Origin of the sequence: Ectothiorhodospira lacustris (genome assembly GCF_022227845.1) — a bacterium.
Classification (GTDB): Bacteria; Pseudomonadota; Gammaproteobacteria; order Ectothiorhodospirales; family Ectothiorhodospiraceae; genus Ectothiorhodospira; species Ectothiorhodospira lacustris.
In genome coordinates, this window is the sequence record NZ_JAJNQN010000004.1 from 23,118 (window position 1) to 39,752 (window position 16,635).

The window sequence follows — 16,635 nt, forward strand, 5'->3', positions numbered from 1 at the left end:
AGGATATCGGTGACAACTCCGCTCCTGCCCGTCGATGGCGGGCTTTGGCCGGGGGTTCCCAGCCTTCCAGTTCAGCTCATATGGTCGTCCTTACATCATGAATATGCTTGTCAAACCCCTGGTCATTGTCGGCCTGCTTGCCCTTGGTGGCTGGTATTACTACGCGCCTTACTACACCGTGTCCCAGATGCAGGCAGCAGTGGAATCCCGGGATACCGATAAGCTGGCCCGCCACGTGGATTTCCCGGCCCTGCGGGAAGACGTGCGTCAGAGCCTCAATGAGGTCCTGGCCCAGGAACTGGCGGATTTTCGCCGGGATAACCCCTTCGGGGGGCTCGGCGTGGCCGTGGCGGGGGCGTTGCTCAAGCCGCTGGTGGATGCCGTGGTTTCTCCCGCCGGGGTATTCACCATTATGGAGGGGTATATCCCCGAGCCCGATGGCCGCGGCATGAGCTTTACTGCCCAGGGAGAAACCCGGACCCGCATGGGGTATGCGGGTCTGGACCGCTTCGTGGTCACCATCGAAAGTGAGCGTGACCCCGTTCAGCAGGTGGATCTGATCCTGCATCGACAGGGGAATTTTTCGTGGAAACTGGCCTCCCTGGGCCTCCCCTGGGCTTCCGGGGTCCGGCCCTAGGGGACGGGCCGGCCTCACTCCGCCCTGTTGCGCTCCTCCATGGGCAGATAATGGGCGTCGGTGGTCCCCGTATAGATCTGCCGCGGCCGTGCAATGCGGCTGACCGGGGCCTGGTGCTGTTCCCACCAGTGGGCGATCCAGCCGGGCAACCGGCCGATGGCGAAGATCACCGTGAACATGTTGGTGGGAATGCCCATGGCCCGCAGGATGATGCCGCTGTAGAAATCCACGTTGGGATAGAGCTTGCGATCCGCGAAGTAGGGGTCCGACAGGGCGATCTCCTCCAGCCGGCGGGCGATGTCCAGCAGGGGGTCGTTGCGGTTGAGCACCGGCACCAGTTCCTGGGCGATCTTCTGCAGCATCTGGGCGCGGGGATCGAAGTTCTTGTAGACCCGGTGACCAAAGCCCATCAGGCGGACCTTGCTGTCCTTGTCCTTGGCCAGCTTCACGTATTCCTCCGGTGTGATGTTGCCCCGGTGGATCTGATCCAGCATGTTGAGTACTTCCACGTTGGCACCGCCGTGCAGCGGCCCCCACAGGGCGCAGACACCGGCGGCACAGGAGGCGAACAGATTGGCGCCGCTGGAACCCACCATGCGCACGGTGGAGGTAGAGCAGTTCTGTTCGTGGTCCGCGTGCAGGATCAGGATCAGGTTCAGGGCCTTGCTGACGATCTCCGGACAGACGTACTGCTCGTAGGGCTGGGAGAACATCATGTGCAGGAAGTTGGGCACGTACCGCATCGCCGGATGGGGGTACATGTAAGGCAGGCCCTTGGAATGCCGGTAGGCGTAGGCCGCGACGGTGCGTACCTTGCTGATGAGGCGGGCCGAGGCCTGACGGAACTGCTGCTCGTCTTCGAGTTCGTGCAGTTCCGGATAGAAGCAGGAGAGGGCATTGATCATGGCGGACAGGATGGCCATGGGCGGCGCGGCCCGGGGGAAACCCTGGAAGTGATATTTCATGCCTTCATCGATGTTGGCGAAGCGGGTCAGATCCGCCGAGAAGGAGGCGTATTCCTCGGCCGTGGGCAAGGTGCCGTTGATCAGCAACATGGCCACTTCGATGAAGGAGGGGCTGTCTGCAAACTCCTCGATGGGGATGCCCCGGTAACGCAGGATGCCCTGGTCACCGTCGATGAAGGTGATGCCGCTCTCGCAGCTGCCGGTATTGCCGTAGCCCGGGTCCAGGGTGATGTGGTTGGTCTGGCTGCGCAGGTTGGAGATATCAATGGCGCGCTCGCCCTCGCTGCCCTCCACCACAGGGAGGCTGAGGGTCTGCCCGTCCAGGGTCAGGGTGGCGTTGCCTCGGGACGTGGATGGGTTCGGATTGGTCATGGAAGGACCTCCAGGGCGGGTGGGGGACAAAGTGACGGTTGGGCCGTAAGAGACTCAAGATATTCAATGCGGGCATCACTCTGCAATGGGCAAGCAGGTGCACCCCGATCGGATGCATGGCTTGAAGCGCTGATCGGGCACCTAAGGCGTTTTCTGCAGGCGTCTCAGCCGTTCCATGAGGCTAAGGCCTTGGTGTCCCAGTTGCCTGAGTTGGTCAGCCAATTGCTGTTGCGGCCCGAAGCGGGCTTCATCATAGCCATGGTGGCGGGCAGGCAAGTCCAGGCCATGGTCACCGACCGTGAATGTGTTGTCTCGGCTGAACAGGGCCTCCGAGCGCGGTGAGGGTGGCGGTGGTGATTCGGCTGGTGACGCCTCATCGGGTTCTTCCGGAGCCGCTCCGGTATCGTCAGGTGCCTTGGTATCGAGCCAGCACTGACTGAACAGGCGCCCGGGCGCCGTCACGGGCGGGGCGTTTTCCAGGGCATCCGCCATGCGCTGGAATGTCCTGTGGGAAGGGTCGTGTTCGGGGAACAAGGCCACAGGGTACTGCAGCAGTACGGCGTTTCGCAGGCTCTCATCCCGCTGGATGAAACTCAGGAAATTGACCCGGGCCTTGAGATATTTTTCAACGGCGCCGCTGAAGCGCTGGAAGACATCCCGTGCCTCATGCACATCGCCCACCATGTTGACCAGGACCTGACAGTTCACGTCCCCCCGCCGCAGGGCCAGCCGCAGCAACGAATAAGCGTCGGTCAGGGAAGTGGGCTCGGGGGTCAGTATCAGCAGCATGCGGTGGGCGGCACCGATGAATGCCAGAGTAGTATTGGAAATGCCCGCCGCAGTATCCAGCAGTAGATAGTCGAACTCCCCCTCAATGCGGGCCAGTTCATTGGCCAGGTGCCGGCGCTGGGGTGTGTCCAGATCCACGCACTCGGCGATGCCGTTGGCTCCCGGGACCAGTTTCAGACCATGGGGGCCTTTCTGAATGACCGCTTCGATGGAGTGCTCGCCCGAGAGTACGTGTTCCAGACTGTACTCAGGCCGCATCCCGAGCAGGAGGCCGGCATTGGCCAGCCCCGTATCCGCGTCCAGAATGCAGACCTTGCGCCCACGCATGGAGAGGCACAGCCCCAGGTTGATTGCAATACTGGATTTGCCCACGCCACCCTTGCCGCTGGTAATGGCAATGACCTGGGGCCGCCGATCCTCTGCGCTGTTTGCCGATCCGGGTGGGCGCGTCGGATCTCGCGGGGCCTCGGTTTGAAGGTTGTCGGTGCTGGGCATGGTCCTGCTGTGCCTGTGGGCGCTGACATGGAGAGGAAGGCCGATGGGGTGATCCATGGGCGGGTCGAGTGACAGCCCTGATCGGCAGTTTGTCGAGAGACGTACTTTATCTCAAAATCCGCACTATCATTGCGACTAAACAATATTTGTGATTAAACAGTTTAGTGTTGTAATTCTCACACCCGGCACGGCTGACCGGGGCTTTTCTGTTTGCCACCAGAGCGAGGGACAAGCGGTATGCATGTAACGACCCGCCGGGCCGTGGGGTAGTCATGGCTCAGGAAAATCCACTGATGGAGACGATGCCGAGCCTGCCGCAGGTCCTGTTGAATATCCTGGATGCGATTCAGGATGAGCAGGCCGATCTGCGCAGCCTGGGCGAGATCATCCTGCAGGACCCGGCCATGACCGCACGCCTGATCGCGGTTGCCAACTCTGCTCACTACGCCAGGGCCGGAGGCTGTCGTTCTCTGGATCGCGCCATCATGGTCCTGGGGCAGCGCACGGTGAAAAACGTGGTCATGACGGCGGCGATGAAGCAGATGTTTGACGAACTTGGCCGCCGTCATCGCCGCTTCCTCAAGGAATCCTGGCGCGGCACGCTGGTCACCGCCACCCTCGCCCAGGCCCTGGCCGCCCTGACCCGTTATCCTCGTCCGGAAGAGGCTTACCTGTGCGGCTTACTGGTCAACCTGGGACGCCTGGCCCGGCTGACCCTGGATGAGTCCCGTTATCCCGGACTTCTGGAGACGGCGGAGGACGATCAGGATCTGATCCGCCGGGAACAGGCCACCTACGGCAGCAGTCATTGCGAAGAGGCGGCCGGCCTGATGGCGCAGTGGGGGCTGAATCCCCTGCTGAGCGACGCCGTTCGCTATCATCTGGAACCGGCGCGGCAGGTGCGGGATGCCCATCACCTGGTGAAGCTGGTGAATCTGGCACATGCGCTGGGTGCGGGTGAGGCGATCACTGAGGGCGCAGCGGAGGCCGCAGACCTCCTGTTCGGACTCAACGAAGGCTTGAGCAGTGAATTGAGGGATAGCGTACAGGAAGATACCCGACGTCTGGCGGCGGCACTGGAGATTGAGCTTGATGATCGGGACCGGACGGCTTCCGACCGTCGCGCCGAGCAGCGGCTGGGTCAGTGTCTGGGTGATCTCGGTCAGCTGGATAGGGTCCAGGGAGAACTCAGCCAGGTTCGAGAGCTCAGACAATGTTGCCGGGCGGTGCGCAAGGTCCTGTTCATGACCCTGGGGGTGGAACACAGCCTGCTTTTTCTGGTCGATGCACGCCGCGAGCTCTTGAGTGCCTGGACCGATCCGGCGGATGATCCCGCCTTTGTGCTGCCCCTGGAGCGGGGCCGAAGTGCCGTCACCGACACCTGCCTGGATGGCCGCCTACAGGTGCTGTCCCGGTCCAAGGGCGATGATCTTCCCGTGGTGGATCGTCAGCTCTTTGGGGTCTGCCATGCACGGCGGCTCTGGCTTCTACCTCTTGTCGGGACGGACCGTACCGTCGTCGGGGTGCTGGTGCTGGGGGTCGTCTCCGATACTCAGGCCGCCCAGCTGGAAGAACGTCGTGGTTTTGTGCGGGCCCTGACCGGAGAAATCGCCCGGGCGTTGGGCAATGGTCCCCCCCTTCCCGCGGGTGGCGACCCCGATTTGCAGCGGCGCATCAGTGAAGTCATCCATGAGGCGGGCAATCCCCTGACCATCATCCAGAATTATCTGGCCATGCTGCGTATCAAGCTGGGAGAGACCTATGATGTGCAGCAGGATCTGGACCTGATCCGTGAGGAGATTGATCGGGTGGGGCGCATCCTGCTACGGATGAAGGACGTGCCGGCCCTGGGGCAGGCGGATGACGTGCCCATGGATCAGCTGGTTCGGCAGGTGGCCGAAATCTTCAAGGGTTCCCTGTGCCGGACTCGTGATGTCGGGCTTTCCCTGAGTCTGGCGGCGGGTGAGGCGGGCACTTTCGGTCACGCCGACCACCTGCGTCAGGTCCTGACCAATCTGCTGAAAAATGCCATTGAGGCAGTGAACACGGGGGGTGAAATTCACGTTGCCACGAGCGCCCCGGTGAACCTCAACGGCTCTCGCTACGTGGAGTTGACGGTTCGGGATAACGGCCCCGGTATCCCGGAGTCGATCCAGTCGCACCTTTTCTCTCCCGTGACCTCCACCAAGGGTGAAGGGCATTCCGGCCTGGGCCTGAGCATCACCCGGCGCCTGATCGACGAAATGGGCGGGAGTATCGTCTGTGCCAGTGGCGCACAGGGTACCCGCTTCCAGATTCTGTTTCCGCTCGATGGTCAGGGATGATGCGACCATGAACACTTCCCGGACCCTGACTGATGAACTCAGCATCACCTTTTCACGAACCGCAAGATCCCGCCTCCGCCCGCATTCTGCTGGTGGATGATGACCTTCGCCTGTTGACGAGTCTGCGTTCACTGCTGGAGTTGCATGGTTTTCGGGCGGATACGGCGGGAGGCGGGCGTGAGGCCATGGACAAGCTGCGGGAACGCAGCTACGACCTGGTGCTGCTGGATCTGGCCATGCCCGAGGTGGGGGGGCGGGAGGTGCTGCGCTTCATGGCCGCCGAACAACTGCCCTGCATCACGGTGGTGGTCAGTGCCAATAGTTCGATCCAGGACACGACGGGTGCCCTTCGGGATGGGGCCTACGATTACCTGAAAAAACCCTTTGTATCGGAAGAGCTGCTGGCCACCGTCAACAATGCCCTGCGTCGCAAGCATCTTGAGGAGATGAATCGTTGCATGCGGGGGCGCCTGGAACGCTCGGAACGCCTGCACCGACTGATCGTGAACAATTCTCCCGATATCGTCTTCATTCTGGACGAGGCGGGACACTTCAGTTTCATCAACTCCCGGGTGACGGATCTGCTGGGTTATGCACGGGAAGTCCTGCTGGGGTGCCCGTTATTGTCGTTGGTGGACGAGGAAGACCAGGAAAAGGCACATTATTTTCTGGGTCAGGTGATGCGCCGACATCGGGATGTCCGTTCCGTGGAGTTGATTTTGCGTCCTTCCGGGCAGATACATAGCCGAAGACACTTCGAGGTGGCGGTCTGGCCCCAGCAGGAAGAGCTGGAGCATGGTCCCTTCGGTGATATGGCCCATTCCATCTACGGGACCGCCCGGGACATCACCGAGCGCAAGGAATCCGAGGCCTTCATCACTTTTCAGGCCTATCACGACCTGCTGACTCGCCTGCCTAATCGGGCCCTGTTCAAGGACCGGGTCAGCCTTGCCATTGCCCAGGCCCGGCGCAAAGGGGTGCGGCTGGCCGTCATGTTCATCGACCTCAACCGTTTCAAGGTCATCAATGATTCCCTGGGACATACTCTGGGGGACCGGCTGCTGCAGGCAGTGAGTCAGCGGCTACTGGCTTCCATCCGACAGGGTGACACCCTGTCCCGTTTCGGCGGTGATGAATTCACTCTGTTGCTGCCGGAGGTCCAGGATGCCCACGCCGCCGGACAGGTGGCGCAGAAGATCATCGACTGTCTGAGCCGTCCCTTCCAGATCGGTGGTCACGAGCTCTATGTGGGAGCCAGTATCGGTATCGCCCTGTATCCGGAGCAGGGGCAGGGGCTGGATGAGCTGATCAAGCACGCCGACATCGCCATGTACCGGGAAAAGCGTTCCCGCAGGAACGGGTTCCGTGTCTTCGACCCCGAGATGGGCAGCGATGCCCAGCCTCTGCAGCTGGAACAGGATTTTCGGCGGGCGCTGGAGCGGCGGGAGTTTCAGATCCTCTATCAGCCCCAGGTGGATGCGGACCGAGGCCGCTTGGCCGGCGTGGAGGCGCTGGTCCGTTGGCCTCACCCTGTCCATGGTGTGCTCAGTCCTGCGGATTTCATTCCCTTGGCGGAAGAAACCCGTCTGATCATCGACCTGGATCATCTGACGCTGCGTTCGGCTCTGGAAGAGGTGGGGCGGCGTCATCTCGGGGGCTGCGCCGACATGAGACTGGCCGTGAATCTCTCGGCCATCGTGGTCGAGCATGACGATTTCGTTGCGCGGATCAGCGAGACGTTGTCGGAGACCCGTTTCCCGCCCCATCTGCTGGAGCTGGAAATCACCGAAAGCCTGCTGATGAGCGATGCCCATGCCACGGTGGAGAAGCTCGCTGCCCTGAGTCGGCGGGGGATACGCATTGCCATTGACGATTTTGGGACGGGCTATTCGTCCCTGAGCTATCTGCAGAAACTGCCGGTGCATACCCTGAAGATCGATCGCAGTTTCACTCAGGGGATCAACGCCCGCGAAGATCAGTCCTGCCTGGTGAATGCCATCGTGTCCATGGCCAAGGGGCTGCAGATGGGGGTGGTTACAGAAGGGGTGGAGACCGAGGTGCAGATGGATTATTTACGCAGCCTGGGTTGTCCGATGATGCAGGGGTATCTGTTCGGGCGGCCGGCGCCGTTGTCGGACATTCTCGAACGACCGTTGCCGTTGGGTAATCGGGTAAATGGTCACCTTGATGAAGCTCCGCGACAAGCCTAGGGGCGGTCTGTCAACGGCGTGTCACAGTGTCCGGTTAAAGTGACGCACCTATCGCGCCCCGGGATCGGGCGAATTCCCTCCGTTCCGGACCTGTACCGTGACTACCTGCCAGACCATAGAATGCATCCTTGCCCGCGGTGAACTGCATGCCCTGTTCCAGCCGGTCGTAGCCTTGCAGCAAGGCGGGATCATGGGTTACGAAGGCCTGATCCGCGGTCCCTCCGACAGCCCCCTGCATGCCCCGCAGAAATTACTGGCCGAAGCAGCCCGCGCGGGGTGTCTGTTTGAACTGGATCTGCTCTGTCGTCGAGTGATTTTGGCGCGCTTTGCCGAGCTGGGGCTCCAGGGCCGCCTTTTCCTGAACGTCAATCCGGATGTGCTGGCGGATCGCAATGCGGTTCATGGCATGACGCTGCAGCTCTTGCAGGAGAACGGCATCGCCGCTGAGCAGGTGGTGATCGAGCTCACCGAGCAGCAGCCCATCCATGAGTACGACATCATGCGCGAGGCGGTACGACATTACCGGGAAATGGGTTTCGCCATTGCGCTGGATGACTTGGGGGCGGGTTACAGCTGTCTGCGCCACTGGTCGGAGCTGCGGCCGGATTATGTGAAGATCGACATGCACTTTGTACAGAATGTGCACAATGATCCGGTCAAGCGCCATTTCCTGCATTCCATCCGGGAGATTGCCCACAGTCTGGGTACCCGTCTGATTGCCGAAGGCATTGAGACCGAAGCCGAGTACGAGGTGGTGCGCAGCCTGGAGATTCCCTATGGGCAGGGTTATCACTTTGCCAGACCGGCCGCGAACCCGCCGCGGGAGCTGCGTTGTCTTGTTCGGCATCGGGGCGGTGAGATGTCCCGCTTGCGTCACCGGGGAGAGACGGTGGCTGTGCTGGCCCAGACCAATCCGACCACTTCCCCCGAACAGCCCCTGGGTACCACGGTCAGCCGCTTCCAGGCGGAGCCCGGCCTGCATTGTCTCCCGGTCATTCACGACGGCTGTCCCGTGGGCATCATCCGTCGCCATGACATCCTCGCGCTTTATTCACAACGGTTCAGTCGTGAACTGCACGACCGTAGTCCCATCCGTTTCTTCATGAAACGGGACCCGCTGCTGGTTTATCAGGACCAGCCCCTGGAGCACTTGAGTGAAACCCTTACGGCTCGGGACACCATCGATGATGAGTTCATCATCATCGATGGGGATGGCCATTATGTGGGTGTCGGTCGACTGCTGGAGTTGCTGCGCCGGATCACCGCCCTGCAGGTGCGTTACGCACGCTATGCCAACCCCCTGACTCAGCTTCCCGGCAGTGTCCCCGTCAATGAGCACGTGGATCGTCTGATCGAGTTGGGGGCGCCCTTCGTGGTGGCCTATTGTGATCTGGATAACTTCAAGCCCTTCAACGACTACTACGGTTACGCCCGGGGGGATCAGGTCATCTGTGCACTGGGAGAAATATTGCGGGAGGCACAGGAGGAGACCGAGGATTTCCTGGGGCATGTGGGGGGGGATGATTTCATCCTGGTGCTTACCGGGACCGAGTGGCGCCGTCAGTGCAGGACGGTGCTGGATCGCTTTGCGGTTTCCGTCAGTGGTTTCTACGATGAACCGGAGCGGCGCATGGGGGGAATCCACACCCTGGACCGGCGGGGGGAGGAATGCTTTTTCCCCTTGCTGAGCCTGTCCATCGGAGCCGTGCAGGTGCAATCCGGCAGTTTCCGTTCTCATCTGGAGATCTCCCAGCGGGCTTCCGAAGTCAAATGCCGCGCCAAGGCGGAGGCAGGCAATGCCCTGTTCCTGGACAGACGGACCGCAAGGGACGGCACCTTGACTGGAATCTCCTCTGAGCCCACCTGCCTGCCAAGGCCGTTGCTGCAGCCATGACATCGTTATCCGCTCAGGTTCGGGATCGGGGTTATCTTCCCCTGACCCTCTCCAGTCACCCCGTCGGGTCTGCCCAGGATCTGCTGATTCACGTGGACCCCGTGACTCCCGGCCATACCAACGAGCAGGTGGCCGAATTATTCAGCCTCAAGCGACAGGTGCAGAACCTGCCGGTGGTGCATGGCGAGCGCCCCATGGGGCTGATCAACCGCAGCCTGTTCCATAACATGATGGCCAAGCCTTATTACCCGGAACTCTACAGCCGCCAGAGTTGCATCGCCTTCATGGACAAGAATCCTCTGGTAGTGGAAACGGATACACGTATCGACACCCTCATGGCGTTGGCGGTGCAGACCGGAGAGAAGGTGTTTGCGGACGGCTTCATCGTCGTGGATGGCGGTTGTTACCGCGGGGTGGGGCAGGTCTTGGACCTCATGCGTGCGATGAACGAACTCCAGGCCCGCCAGCACCGCCAGCTCGTTGACAGTATCGACTATGCCAGCACGATCCAGTCCTCCCTGCTCAAGTCTTCCCGTCAGGCCCTGAACCGGAGCTTGCCGGATCGACACTGGGTGTTATGGCAGCCCAGAGATACGGTGGGTGGGGACATCTTCCATTGCCTCACCCTGGAGGATGGTTTCCTGGTGTCCGTGTTCGACTGCACCGGTCACGGGGTCCCCGGCGCCTTTATGACGCTGATCGCCGGTGCCGCCCTGGAACGGGCCATCGCCCGCCATGGCCATGATGATCCGGCGCTGCTGCTGGCCTCCATGAACCGGTACATCAAGCAGACCCTTAGCCAGCACGACATTGCCCAGCGGAGCCAGGCGTTGCCCGATAATTCCGATGACGGCCTGGAGGGCGTCATCCTGCGGGGCTATCCCAGCGCCGGATATGTCTTGCATACGGGCGCCCGGATGCCTCTGATCCATGTCCGAACGGAAGGGGAGGGGCAGGCTGAGATCATCCGTTCGGAGCGTTGTGGTGTGGGTTACATGGCGACGCCGTCGGGGCAGGTGTGGCGGAATCAGCGACTGGAGATGGCTGCCGGGCAGCGACTCTATCTGGCGAGCGACGGAGTGATCGACCAGATCGGCGGCCCCCGTCGGATCGCCTTTGGCAAGAAGCGGCTCCTTCAGTGCCTGCTGGACACCCGCACGCTGGACATGGCCGGTCAGAAGAATGCTTTCATGCAATGTTTCATTGACTATCGTGGCCGCCAGGCACCGCGGGATGATCTCACCCTGCTGGCTCTGCAGTGGCCTGATGAGTGACGGAGACGCCCATGAATCAGTATCTCTCACCCTGTCATGATCATGATGAGTGCATCATCCGCAACCAAGGGCTGGTGTTTTACTACGTGGGCTATTTTTCCCAGAATATCATCAATGCCATCGGAGACGCGGTGCGCTTGAGACTGGAATGTTCCGAGACACCGGGCAGTCTGCGTCGCAAGATCTTTTCCATCTTTATCGAAATGGCTCAGAACATCGTTCATTACTCCAGCGATCAGCTCACCCGAGGGGCCGATGAGGACCATGTGATGCGAGCCGGTTCGGTGTGCATCACCCAGGAGGAAGGGCGCTTCATGATCATTTGCAAGAATCCGGTGACTCCCGAGTGGGCGCAGCAACTGAGACAGGACCTGGAGGCCTTGCGTGTCATGTCCATGGATCAGATCAGGCAGTCTTATCGGGAGCAGTTGCGCAAGGCCGCCCCGGAGCACAGCAAGGGAGCGGGACTGGGTCTTCTCACCATCGCCCGGGATAGTAGCGGCCCCATCGAATTCGCGTTGGAGCCCGACTCCGCCGGAGACGTGATGTTTACCCTCAAGGCCACCCTCTAGGGCACGCAGGAGCTTCAACATGGATCACAGACTCTACATTCCTGCTTCCAGCAATACCCCCGAGGTGGATTTTGATTTTGCCGCCCGTCGCCTGAGTCTTCGCGGGGAGTCCTACCCCGAAAGTGCGGTGGGTTTCTATCACGAGATCCTGCTGCGTACGAAGGCGTTTCTGGCCACGCTGGAAAATGACTCGGTGCGTTTGGTCATCGAACTCAGATATTTCAACAGTTCCAGCACCAAGATGCTGTTCAATCTGGTGGATGAACTCAATGTCGCCGCGGAGGCCGGTAACCAAGTGGCTCTGGACTGGTACCACGACGCCGAGGATGACACCATGCTGGAGTTTGGCCAAGAGCTGGCGGAGGATTTTCCGGAGATTGATTTCCGGACGCTGGCCATCGAATCTCCATGAGCAACGATACTCCGAGCGGGTACGGCTCATGAAATCTCCAGACCTTTTCGATGCAGAGATACGGGTTCTGGAAAGTGCCCGTCAAGCGATGGAAAGCCGGGATGTCGAAGCCCATCGCGCCGCTCTGGACGGGCTGATTCGGGAATTTGATCGGGTCATCCGGGACATGCGACGTCTTATCAATCATGCCGATCGCACCGAGCGGGAACTGAACCGAGCGAATCGGCGCCTGACGGAGCTGACTCGCAGCCTGGCCTACCGGAACCGGCATGACGGCCTCACGGGCCTGCTCAACCGGGAAACCCTCATCGACGAGGCGGAGGCCCTGCTGGCGGTGCAGGGAATCGCCTTGATTCTCCTGGATATCGATCATTTCAAGCAGGTCAATGACCGCTATGGGCACCCGGTGGGTGACCGGATTCTGAAGGACGTGGCCGGTGCCATGCGCATCCAGGCCCCGGAGAATGGTCTGTGTGGTCGATTGGGGGGAGAAGAGTTTGCCGTGATTTTGCCTGGGCAGATCGGCGGCAAGGCACTGGGATGTGCCGGCTGTATTGCTGATGCCATTCGTGCCGTACGTCGGGAAGGTCATCCCGGACTTCGGGTGACGGCTTCCTTCGGCATCGCTTTTGCCGCAGCCGGAACCTCTTTTGACCGGCTCTACATCTGCGCCGATGATGCCCTCTACCGGGCCAAGCATAGCGGCCGGGATCGTATCGAGGTGGTGGGGGACTGCATCACCCAGAGCTGATCGATACCCTGGGGTGTCTTTGCTTCAAGTAAAGATTCATACAGGTATGGGGTTGCTTTAATTTCATGGCGTCTTCCTGGAATGAGTGGCAGGGCGAGATTGGCCAAGGAAGTGAGCCATAGTGACCATGATTCTCCTTGCGTGGTTTTGGTACACCTTCCTCCTTGAAAAAGGGGATGCGGCCCGAGCCGGCCGCATCCCCTGGGGTCTGTCCGTGATCGAGCCCGGCATCAGGGCGTGGTGAGCTCCAAGTTCAGAGCGCGGGAGATCACCCGGTGCACGGCCGAGTTATCGATGTAGCGGCCGTCGCTGAAACCGATGATGTCCCGCAGTCCTGCGTCCGTCCCGATGACCAGATCGTAGAAATGTTCGGCACCGGCACCGTGGGCGAACATCAGGGTGTTTTCGTTGGTGTGGGTGCCGTAATGCCAGCGCACGCCGGGGAGGACGCCGGCGCCGTTGTTCTGGATGGGCTGGAAGGGGATGGTGTCGGAGTCCGGCCCCATGGGCATGGCGTTGCCATGGTCGGTGAGCACGATGACCAGAGTCTCATCCCAACTGCTGTTCTGCTCCACCCACTCCACCACGGCGGTCACGGAACGGTTGAAATCCACCTGCTCCTCGATGATGCGCGCAGTATCGTTGGCATGGGCGGCCCAGTCCACGGCGCCGCCTTCGATCATCACGAAGAAGCCGTCAGGATCCTGGCTCAGGTAGTTCAGTGCACCACGGGTCATGGTTTCCAGGGAAGGAACGTTAAGGTTGAAGGCCACGCCGCTGGGGTTGGCGGCGTCGGTGCCCATGACGGCCTCGGAGCGGTTGTACTGCAGGGTGTCATAGACTCGGGGGATCCCGATCAGACGCTCGGCCGTCAAGGACAGGGTGCCAGCGGCCAGGGCCTCGAAGTCCGACTTGTCCTCAACCAGCTGCCAGGGGCGAGCACCACCGGCGGTGCTGTTGCGTAGGCCTTCCCAGGTGGTGCGGGGGATGAAGCCACCTCCGGTGCCCACCTCATTGGCATAACGGGGTTCGGATCTGGGCTGTCCGTTGGAGTCATACTCCGGGTGGCCACCACCCATGATCAGGTCCAGATGATCCCGTTGCACCATGAAGGTGGCGATCTCACCGTAATTGTTGCGACTGATGTTCTGGGCGCCGAAGGCCGCCGGGGTGGCGTGGCTGAAGGGCACGCTGCTCAGCACGCCGGTGGCCTTGCCCTGCTCACGAATTTCCTGGGTGATGAAGGTCAGGGGCTGGGCAAAGTCATCGTAGTCGATAGCATTGTTGTAGGTCTTTTGGCCGGTGGCCAGTACGGTGCCGGCGGCGGCGGAGTCGGTGTAATCCTCCTTGAGATATTCGTAACCGGCGAAGTGGTTGGGTCGTCCGCCGGTGGTGGAATTCACCGGGGTGGTGTCCCAGGCCTGCTCCGGATCGTAGGTCACCTGGGGAATGCCGGTGAAGGTGGGGGTGTTGGAAGTGTTCAGAGGCGGGGTGATCATGCCGAGCTTGACGTCGAACCGGTCATAGGGCTGTTTGCCTTTCTCCCCGTATTCCCAGTAGCTGGCCATGTCCCAGGTTCCCCAGCTGGCGCCGTCGGTGATCATGAGGATCACATTTTTGGCCTGAGGACTCTGTTCGGCTTGATTGTTGCCGGAGTCATTGTCGTCGGAGCAGCCATGCAGCGATAACGCCGCCGTCAGCACGGCTAAGGAAAGCGCACTTTTACGAAAGTTCATACCTTGCCTCGTGATTTGGTGAAAAGATCACGAGGAATCTAAAGTGTCTATGTTTAGCGGGGATTGGCCGTGCGTGAATATTGTGTAAAAGCCGCTCGCTGCCGCCGTTTCCGGCTATTCAGAAACCGAGTCTGATTTGCCCGTAGAGGCCGCGACGGGTCCGTGCCGGCTGGAAGGTGGGTGTCAGGGAATAATATTCCGTGCGCTCGGAATCCAGCAGGTTCTGGGCCACCAGGGCCAGCTCTATCTTCTGCTGCGGCCGCCAGGCCAACCTTATATCCATCGTGGTATAAGCATCCAGGGGAGCAAGAAAGCGTTGGTAGCGTTGACCCACATATCTTATCCACAGATCCAGGTCCATCTGATGATTGAGGTTCCACGAGCTGCGCAAAGACGCGATGTGCCTGGGGATGAAGCTGGAAAAAAGGCGTTCACCGCCTGTAAATTCACCGACGTCGTTGTAGCTGTAGGCGAGCTGAAAACGTAGTTTCTCACCGGCTCGCCAGTCGCCCGCCAACTCAATGCCCGTCACGGTGAGTTCACCGGTGTTGATGAACTGTGTGGGTGAGATCAGGTACGCCTCGTTTTCTCCCATCAAAAGGGTGTCGGGATCGGTCTCCGTCGTGGCTGATCTGAGATTGTCATAGCGATGCACGAAGGCAGTCAGATCCAGGTAAAGATTAGGCGAGGGATGGCCCCGATAACCTGCCTCGAAGGCTGTCAGGCGCTCGGAGCCGTATGCATCATGGCCGCGTACTTCGCCCTGTATGGGTAGGTGCGCCAGAGATTCATCCACGGGTCGGTCGAGTCTGTATTGGCCTGGACGGGCCACGGTCAGGATGTAGTCCGCCGTGCGTTCGCCTCGGGAGGGGATACGTTTGGCGCGCGACAGGGACGTCCAGAGGCTGTGCCGGGGCGTCATGTTCCACAGCATGCGGATCGTCGGCTGGAATTCCGTGCTTGTGTAACTGTTGTGGTCCAGGCGCCCACCCAAGGTCAGGCGCAGTCCCTGATTCAGCAGGACTTCATTCTGGGCAAACAGGCTGGCGATGTAGAGGGTTTCCCCGGGCCGGTCAAAGCGGGTGGTCAGGCCGCCGGAGATGCTGTCTTCGTACCAGCGATAGCCAGCCCCCCAGGTGATGGTGTGCCGATCGGGAACATCCAGGCGCTGTTGGAACTCCAGGTCCACGATATGCTGCTGCTGGTCCGCGAGCATGACCGCTTCCAGATCGGAGTAACTCCAGGAGGCGTTGAACCTGATCTCTGACTGTTCCGAGGTCTGTCGGGTCAGGCCGGCCTGCACGTCCATGCCGGAGAAACGGTCGGTGATGGTTTCCACCCGCCGGTAAGTGGGTGGGAAGAGGGGGTCTCGGACGACACCGATATCGTCCGAGTCGACTCGAAACAGATTCCCCGCCACTATCCATCGGCCGAACGGCTCATCTCCATCCAGGCGGAAACCGGCCGAAACGTGATCCGCTTTGTCATGGTGATCATCACCGGATTCCGTCAGGGAGGCACGACCTTCACGGTTTTGCAGATAAACGCTGAAACTGCGGTCTTCTCCCCAGTGCCCCCCCTGTCTCAACAGGGCGAACGGACCGGTGTCACCCCCGTACCCGGCGCTGATCAGGGTGCCGTGAATGGCATGGGAGGAGCGGGTGATGATGTTGATGACCCCATTGACGGCATTCACGCCCCAGGTCGCGCCCCCGGGGCCCCGGATGACTTCGATGCGGTCGATGTTTTCAAGGGGAATCTGCAGGGTGTTCCAGAGTACGCCGGAAAAGCTCGGGCTATAGGCGTTGCGGCCATCCACCAGCACCATGAGCTTGTTGGACAGGTATTCGGTGTGGCTGCGAATGGAGATGGCCCAGCGATCCTCGCTGATGCGGGCAACGTCCACCCCCGGGGCCAGGCGGAGTACCTCCGGCAGGGATCGCGCCCCCGAACGCCGGATATCCTCGGCAGTAATGACATGCACGGCAGCGGCGACATCGGACAGACGCTGTGATCGACGACTGACTGTAATCACTTCCTGCTGTAGGAGATCCTCCAGGGAGAGTTCGAGGAAATGCTCGATGTCTGCCGCCTGGACCAAGGATAGGGTGAAGCCGAGCACCATCAGGACGAGTACACAGGAGAGGCTTTGCATTGAGTGTGTCAGTCTGCCCGTGATGTGCGCACTCATGATGGGGGTCCTG

General features: G+C 60.8%; 12 protein-coding genes. 8 read left to right on the top strand and 4 right to left on the bottom strand.

Annotated features, from left to right (window positions below; all coding sequences use genetic code 11):
• Nucleotides 1-97 precede the first annotated feature (97 nt).
• Nucleotides 98-637 carry a DUF2939 domain-containing protein gene (locus LQ956_RS04485; RefSeq protein WP_238623358.1) on the top strand — a complete coding sequence of 180 codons (540 nt, stop codon included), beginning with the start codon at nt 98-100 and terminating at the stop codon, nt 635-637.
• A 14-nt stretch (nt 638-651) separates the two neighbouring features.
• On the opposite strand, the gene LQ956_RS04490 is transcribed toward LQ956_RS04485, so the two are convergent.
• Both LQ956_RS04490 and LQ956_RS04495 read right to left on the bottom strand, forming a co-directional pair.
• Nucleotides 652-1,974, bottom strand: coding sequence for a citrate synthase (locus tag LQ956_RS04490; protein ID WP_238623359.1), 1,323 nt, complete (start codon nt 1,972-1,974; stop codon nt 652-654).
• Between the two features lie 141 nt (nt 1,975-2,115).
• Nucleotides 2,116-3,258 (bottom strand): MinD/ParA family protein, encoded by a 1,143-nt coding sequence (locus tag LQ956_RS04495; protein ID WP_238623360.1) that lies wholly within the window; start codon nt 3,256-3,258, stop codon nt 2,116-2,118.
• Nucleotides 3,259-3,530: 272 nt separating this feature from the next.
• Between LQ956_RS04495 and LQ956_RS04500 the strand changes: the two genes are divergently transcribed.
• The 7 genes from LQ956_RS04500 to LQ956_RS04530 all read left to right on the top strand — a co-directional run bounded on the left by LQ956_RS04500 (nt 3,531) and on the right by LQ956_RS04530 (nt 12,695).
• Nucleotides 3,531-5,582: an HDOD domain-containing protein gene (locus LQ956_RS04500; protein ID WP_238629625.1), complete on the top strand. Its 2,052-nt coding sequence runs from the start codon at nt 3,531-3,533 to the stop codon at nt 5,580-5,582.
• A gap of 32 nt (nt 5,583-5,614) precedes the next feature.
• Nucleotides 5,615-7,792 (top strand): putative bifunctional diguanylate cyclase/phosphodiesterase, encoded by a 2,178-nt coding sequence (locus LQ956_RS04505; RefSeq protein ID WP_238623362.1) that lies wholly within the window; start codon nt 5,615-5,617, stop codon nt 7,790-7,792.
• A gap of 97 nt (nt 7,793-7,889) precedes the next feature.
• Nucleotides 7,890-9,686: a bifunctional diguanylate cyclase/phosphodiesterase gene (locus tag LQ956_RS15040; RefSeq protein WP_238629624.1), complete on the top strand. Its 1,797-nt coding sequence runs from the start codon at nt 7,890-7,892 to the stop codon at nt 9,684-9,686.
• Entirely contained in the window at nt 9,683-10,960 is a 1,278-nt protein-coding gene (locus LQ956_RS04515; RefSeq protein ID WP_238623321.1) for a SpoIIE family protein phosphatase, read from the top strand. Before LQ956_RS15040 ends, LQ956_RS04515 begins: the two co-directional genes overlap by 4 nt.
• A gap of 11 nt (nt 10,961-10,971) precedes the next feature.
• Nucleotides 10,972-11,532, top strand: coding sequence for a SiaB family protein kinase (locus tag LQ956_RS04520; protein WP_238623322.1), 561 nt, complete (start codon nt 10,972-10,974; stop codon nt 11,530-11,532).
• A 19-nt stretch (nt 11,533-11,551) separates the two neighbouring features.
• Nucleotides 11,552-11,944, top strand: a complete 393-nt coding sequence (locus LQ956_RS04525) for a DUF1987 domain-containing protein (protein ID WP_238623323.1) — start codon at nt 11,552-11,554, stop codon at nt 11,942-11,944.
• A gap of 28 nt (nt 11,945-11,972) precedes the next feature.
• Complete coding sequence (locus LQ956_RS04530; protein ID WP_238623324.1) at nt 11,973-12,695, top strand: GGDEF domain-containing protein; 723 nt, start codon at nt 11,973-11,975, stop codon at nt 12,693-12,695.
• Between the two features lie 230 nt (nt 12,696-12,925).
• Here LQ956_RS04530 and LQ956_RS04535 read toward each other — a convergent pair whose 3' ends face one another.
• Nucleotides 12,926-14,431, bottom strand: a complete 1,506-nt coding sequence (locus LQ956_RS04535; protein ID WP_238629623.1) for an alkaline phosphatase — start codon at nt 14,429-14,431, stop codon at nt 12,926-12,928.
• A gap of 118 nt (nt 14,432-14,549) precedes the next feature.
• Complete coding sequence (locus LQ956_RS04540) at nt 14,550-16,586, bottom strand: TonB-dependent receptor plug domain-containing protein (protein WP_238630364.1); 2,037 nt, start codon at nt 16,584-16,586, stop codon at nt 14,550-14,552.
• Nucleotides 16,587-16,635 lie beyond the last annotated feature (49 nt).

Excerpts from the sequence above, each read along its gene's own strand:
- LQ956_RS04485 (WP_238623358.1), top strand. The coding sequence starts at position 98 with ATGAATATGCTTGTCAAACCCCTGGTCATTGTCGGCCTGCTTGCCCTT.
- LQ956_RS04490 (WP_238623359.1), bottom strand. The coding sequence starts at position 1,974 with ATGACCAATCCGAACCCATCCACGTCCCGAGGCAACGCCACCCTGACC.
- LQ956_RS04495 (WP_238623360.1), bottom strand. The coding sequence starts at position 3,258 with ATGCCCAGCACCGACAACCTTCAAACCGAGGCCCCGCGAGATCCGACG.
- LQ956_RS04500 (WP_238629625.1), top strand. The coding sequence starts at position 3,531 with ATGGCTCAGGAAAATCCACTGATGGAGACGATGCCGAGCCTGCCGCAG.
- LQ956_RS04505 (WP_238623362.1), top strand. The coding sequence starts at position 5,615 with ATGAACTCAGCATCACCTTTTCACGAACCGCAAGATCCCGCCTCCGCC.
- LQ956_RS04515 (WP_238623321.1), top strand. The coding sequence starts at position 9,683 with ATGACATCGTTATCCGCTCAGGTTCGGGATCGGGGTTATCTTCCCCTG.
- LQ956_RS04520 (WP_238623322.1), top strand. The coding sequence starts at position 10,972 with ATGAATCAGTATCTCTCACCCTGTCATGATCATGATGAGTGCATCATC.
- LQ956_RS04525 (WP_238623323.1), top strand. The coding sequence starts at position 11,552 with ATGGATCACAGACTCTACATTCCTGCTTCCAGCAATACCCCCGAGGTG.
- LQ956_RS04530 (WP_238623324.1), top strand. The coding sequence starts at position 11,973 with ATGAAATCTCCAGACCTTTTCGATGCAGAGATACGGGTTCTGGAAAGT.
- LQ956_RS04535 (WP_238629623.1), bottom strand. The coding sequence starts at position 14,431 with ATGAACTTTCGTAAAAGTGCGCTTTCCTTAGCCGTGCTGACGGCGGCG.
- LQ956_RS04540 (WP_238630364.1), bottom strand. The coding sequence starts at position 16,586 with ATGCAAAGCCTCTCCTGTGTACTCGTCCTGATGGTGCTCGGCTTCACC.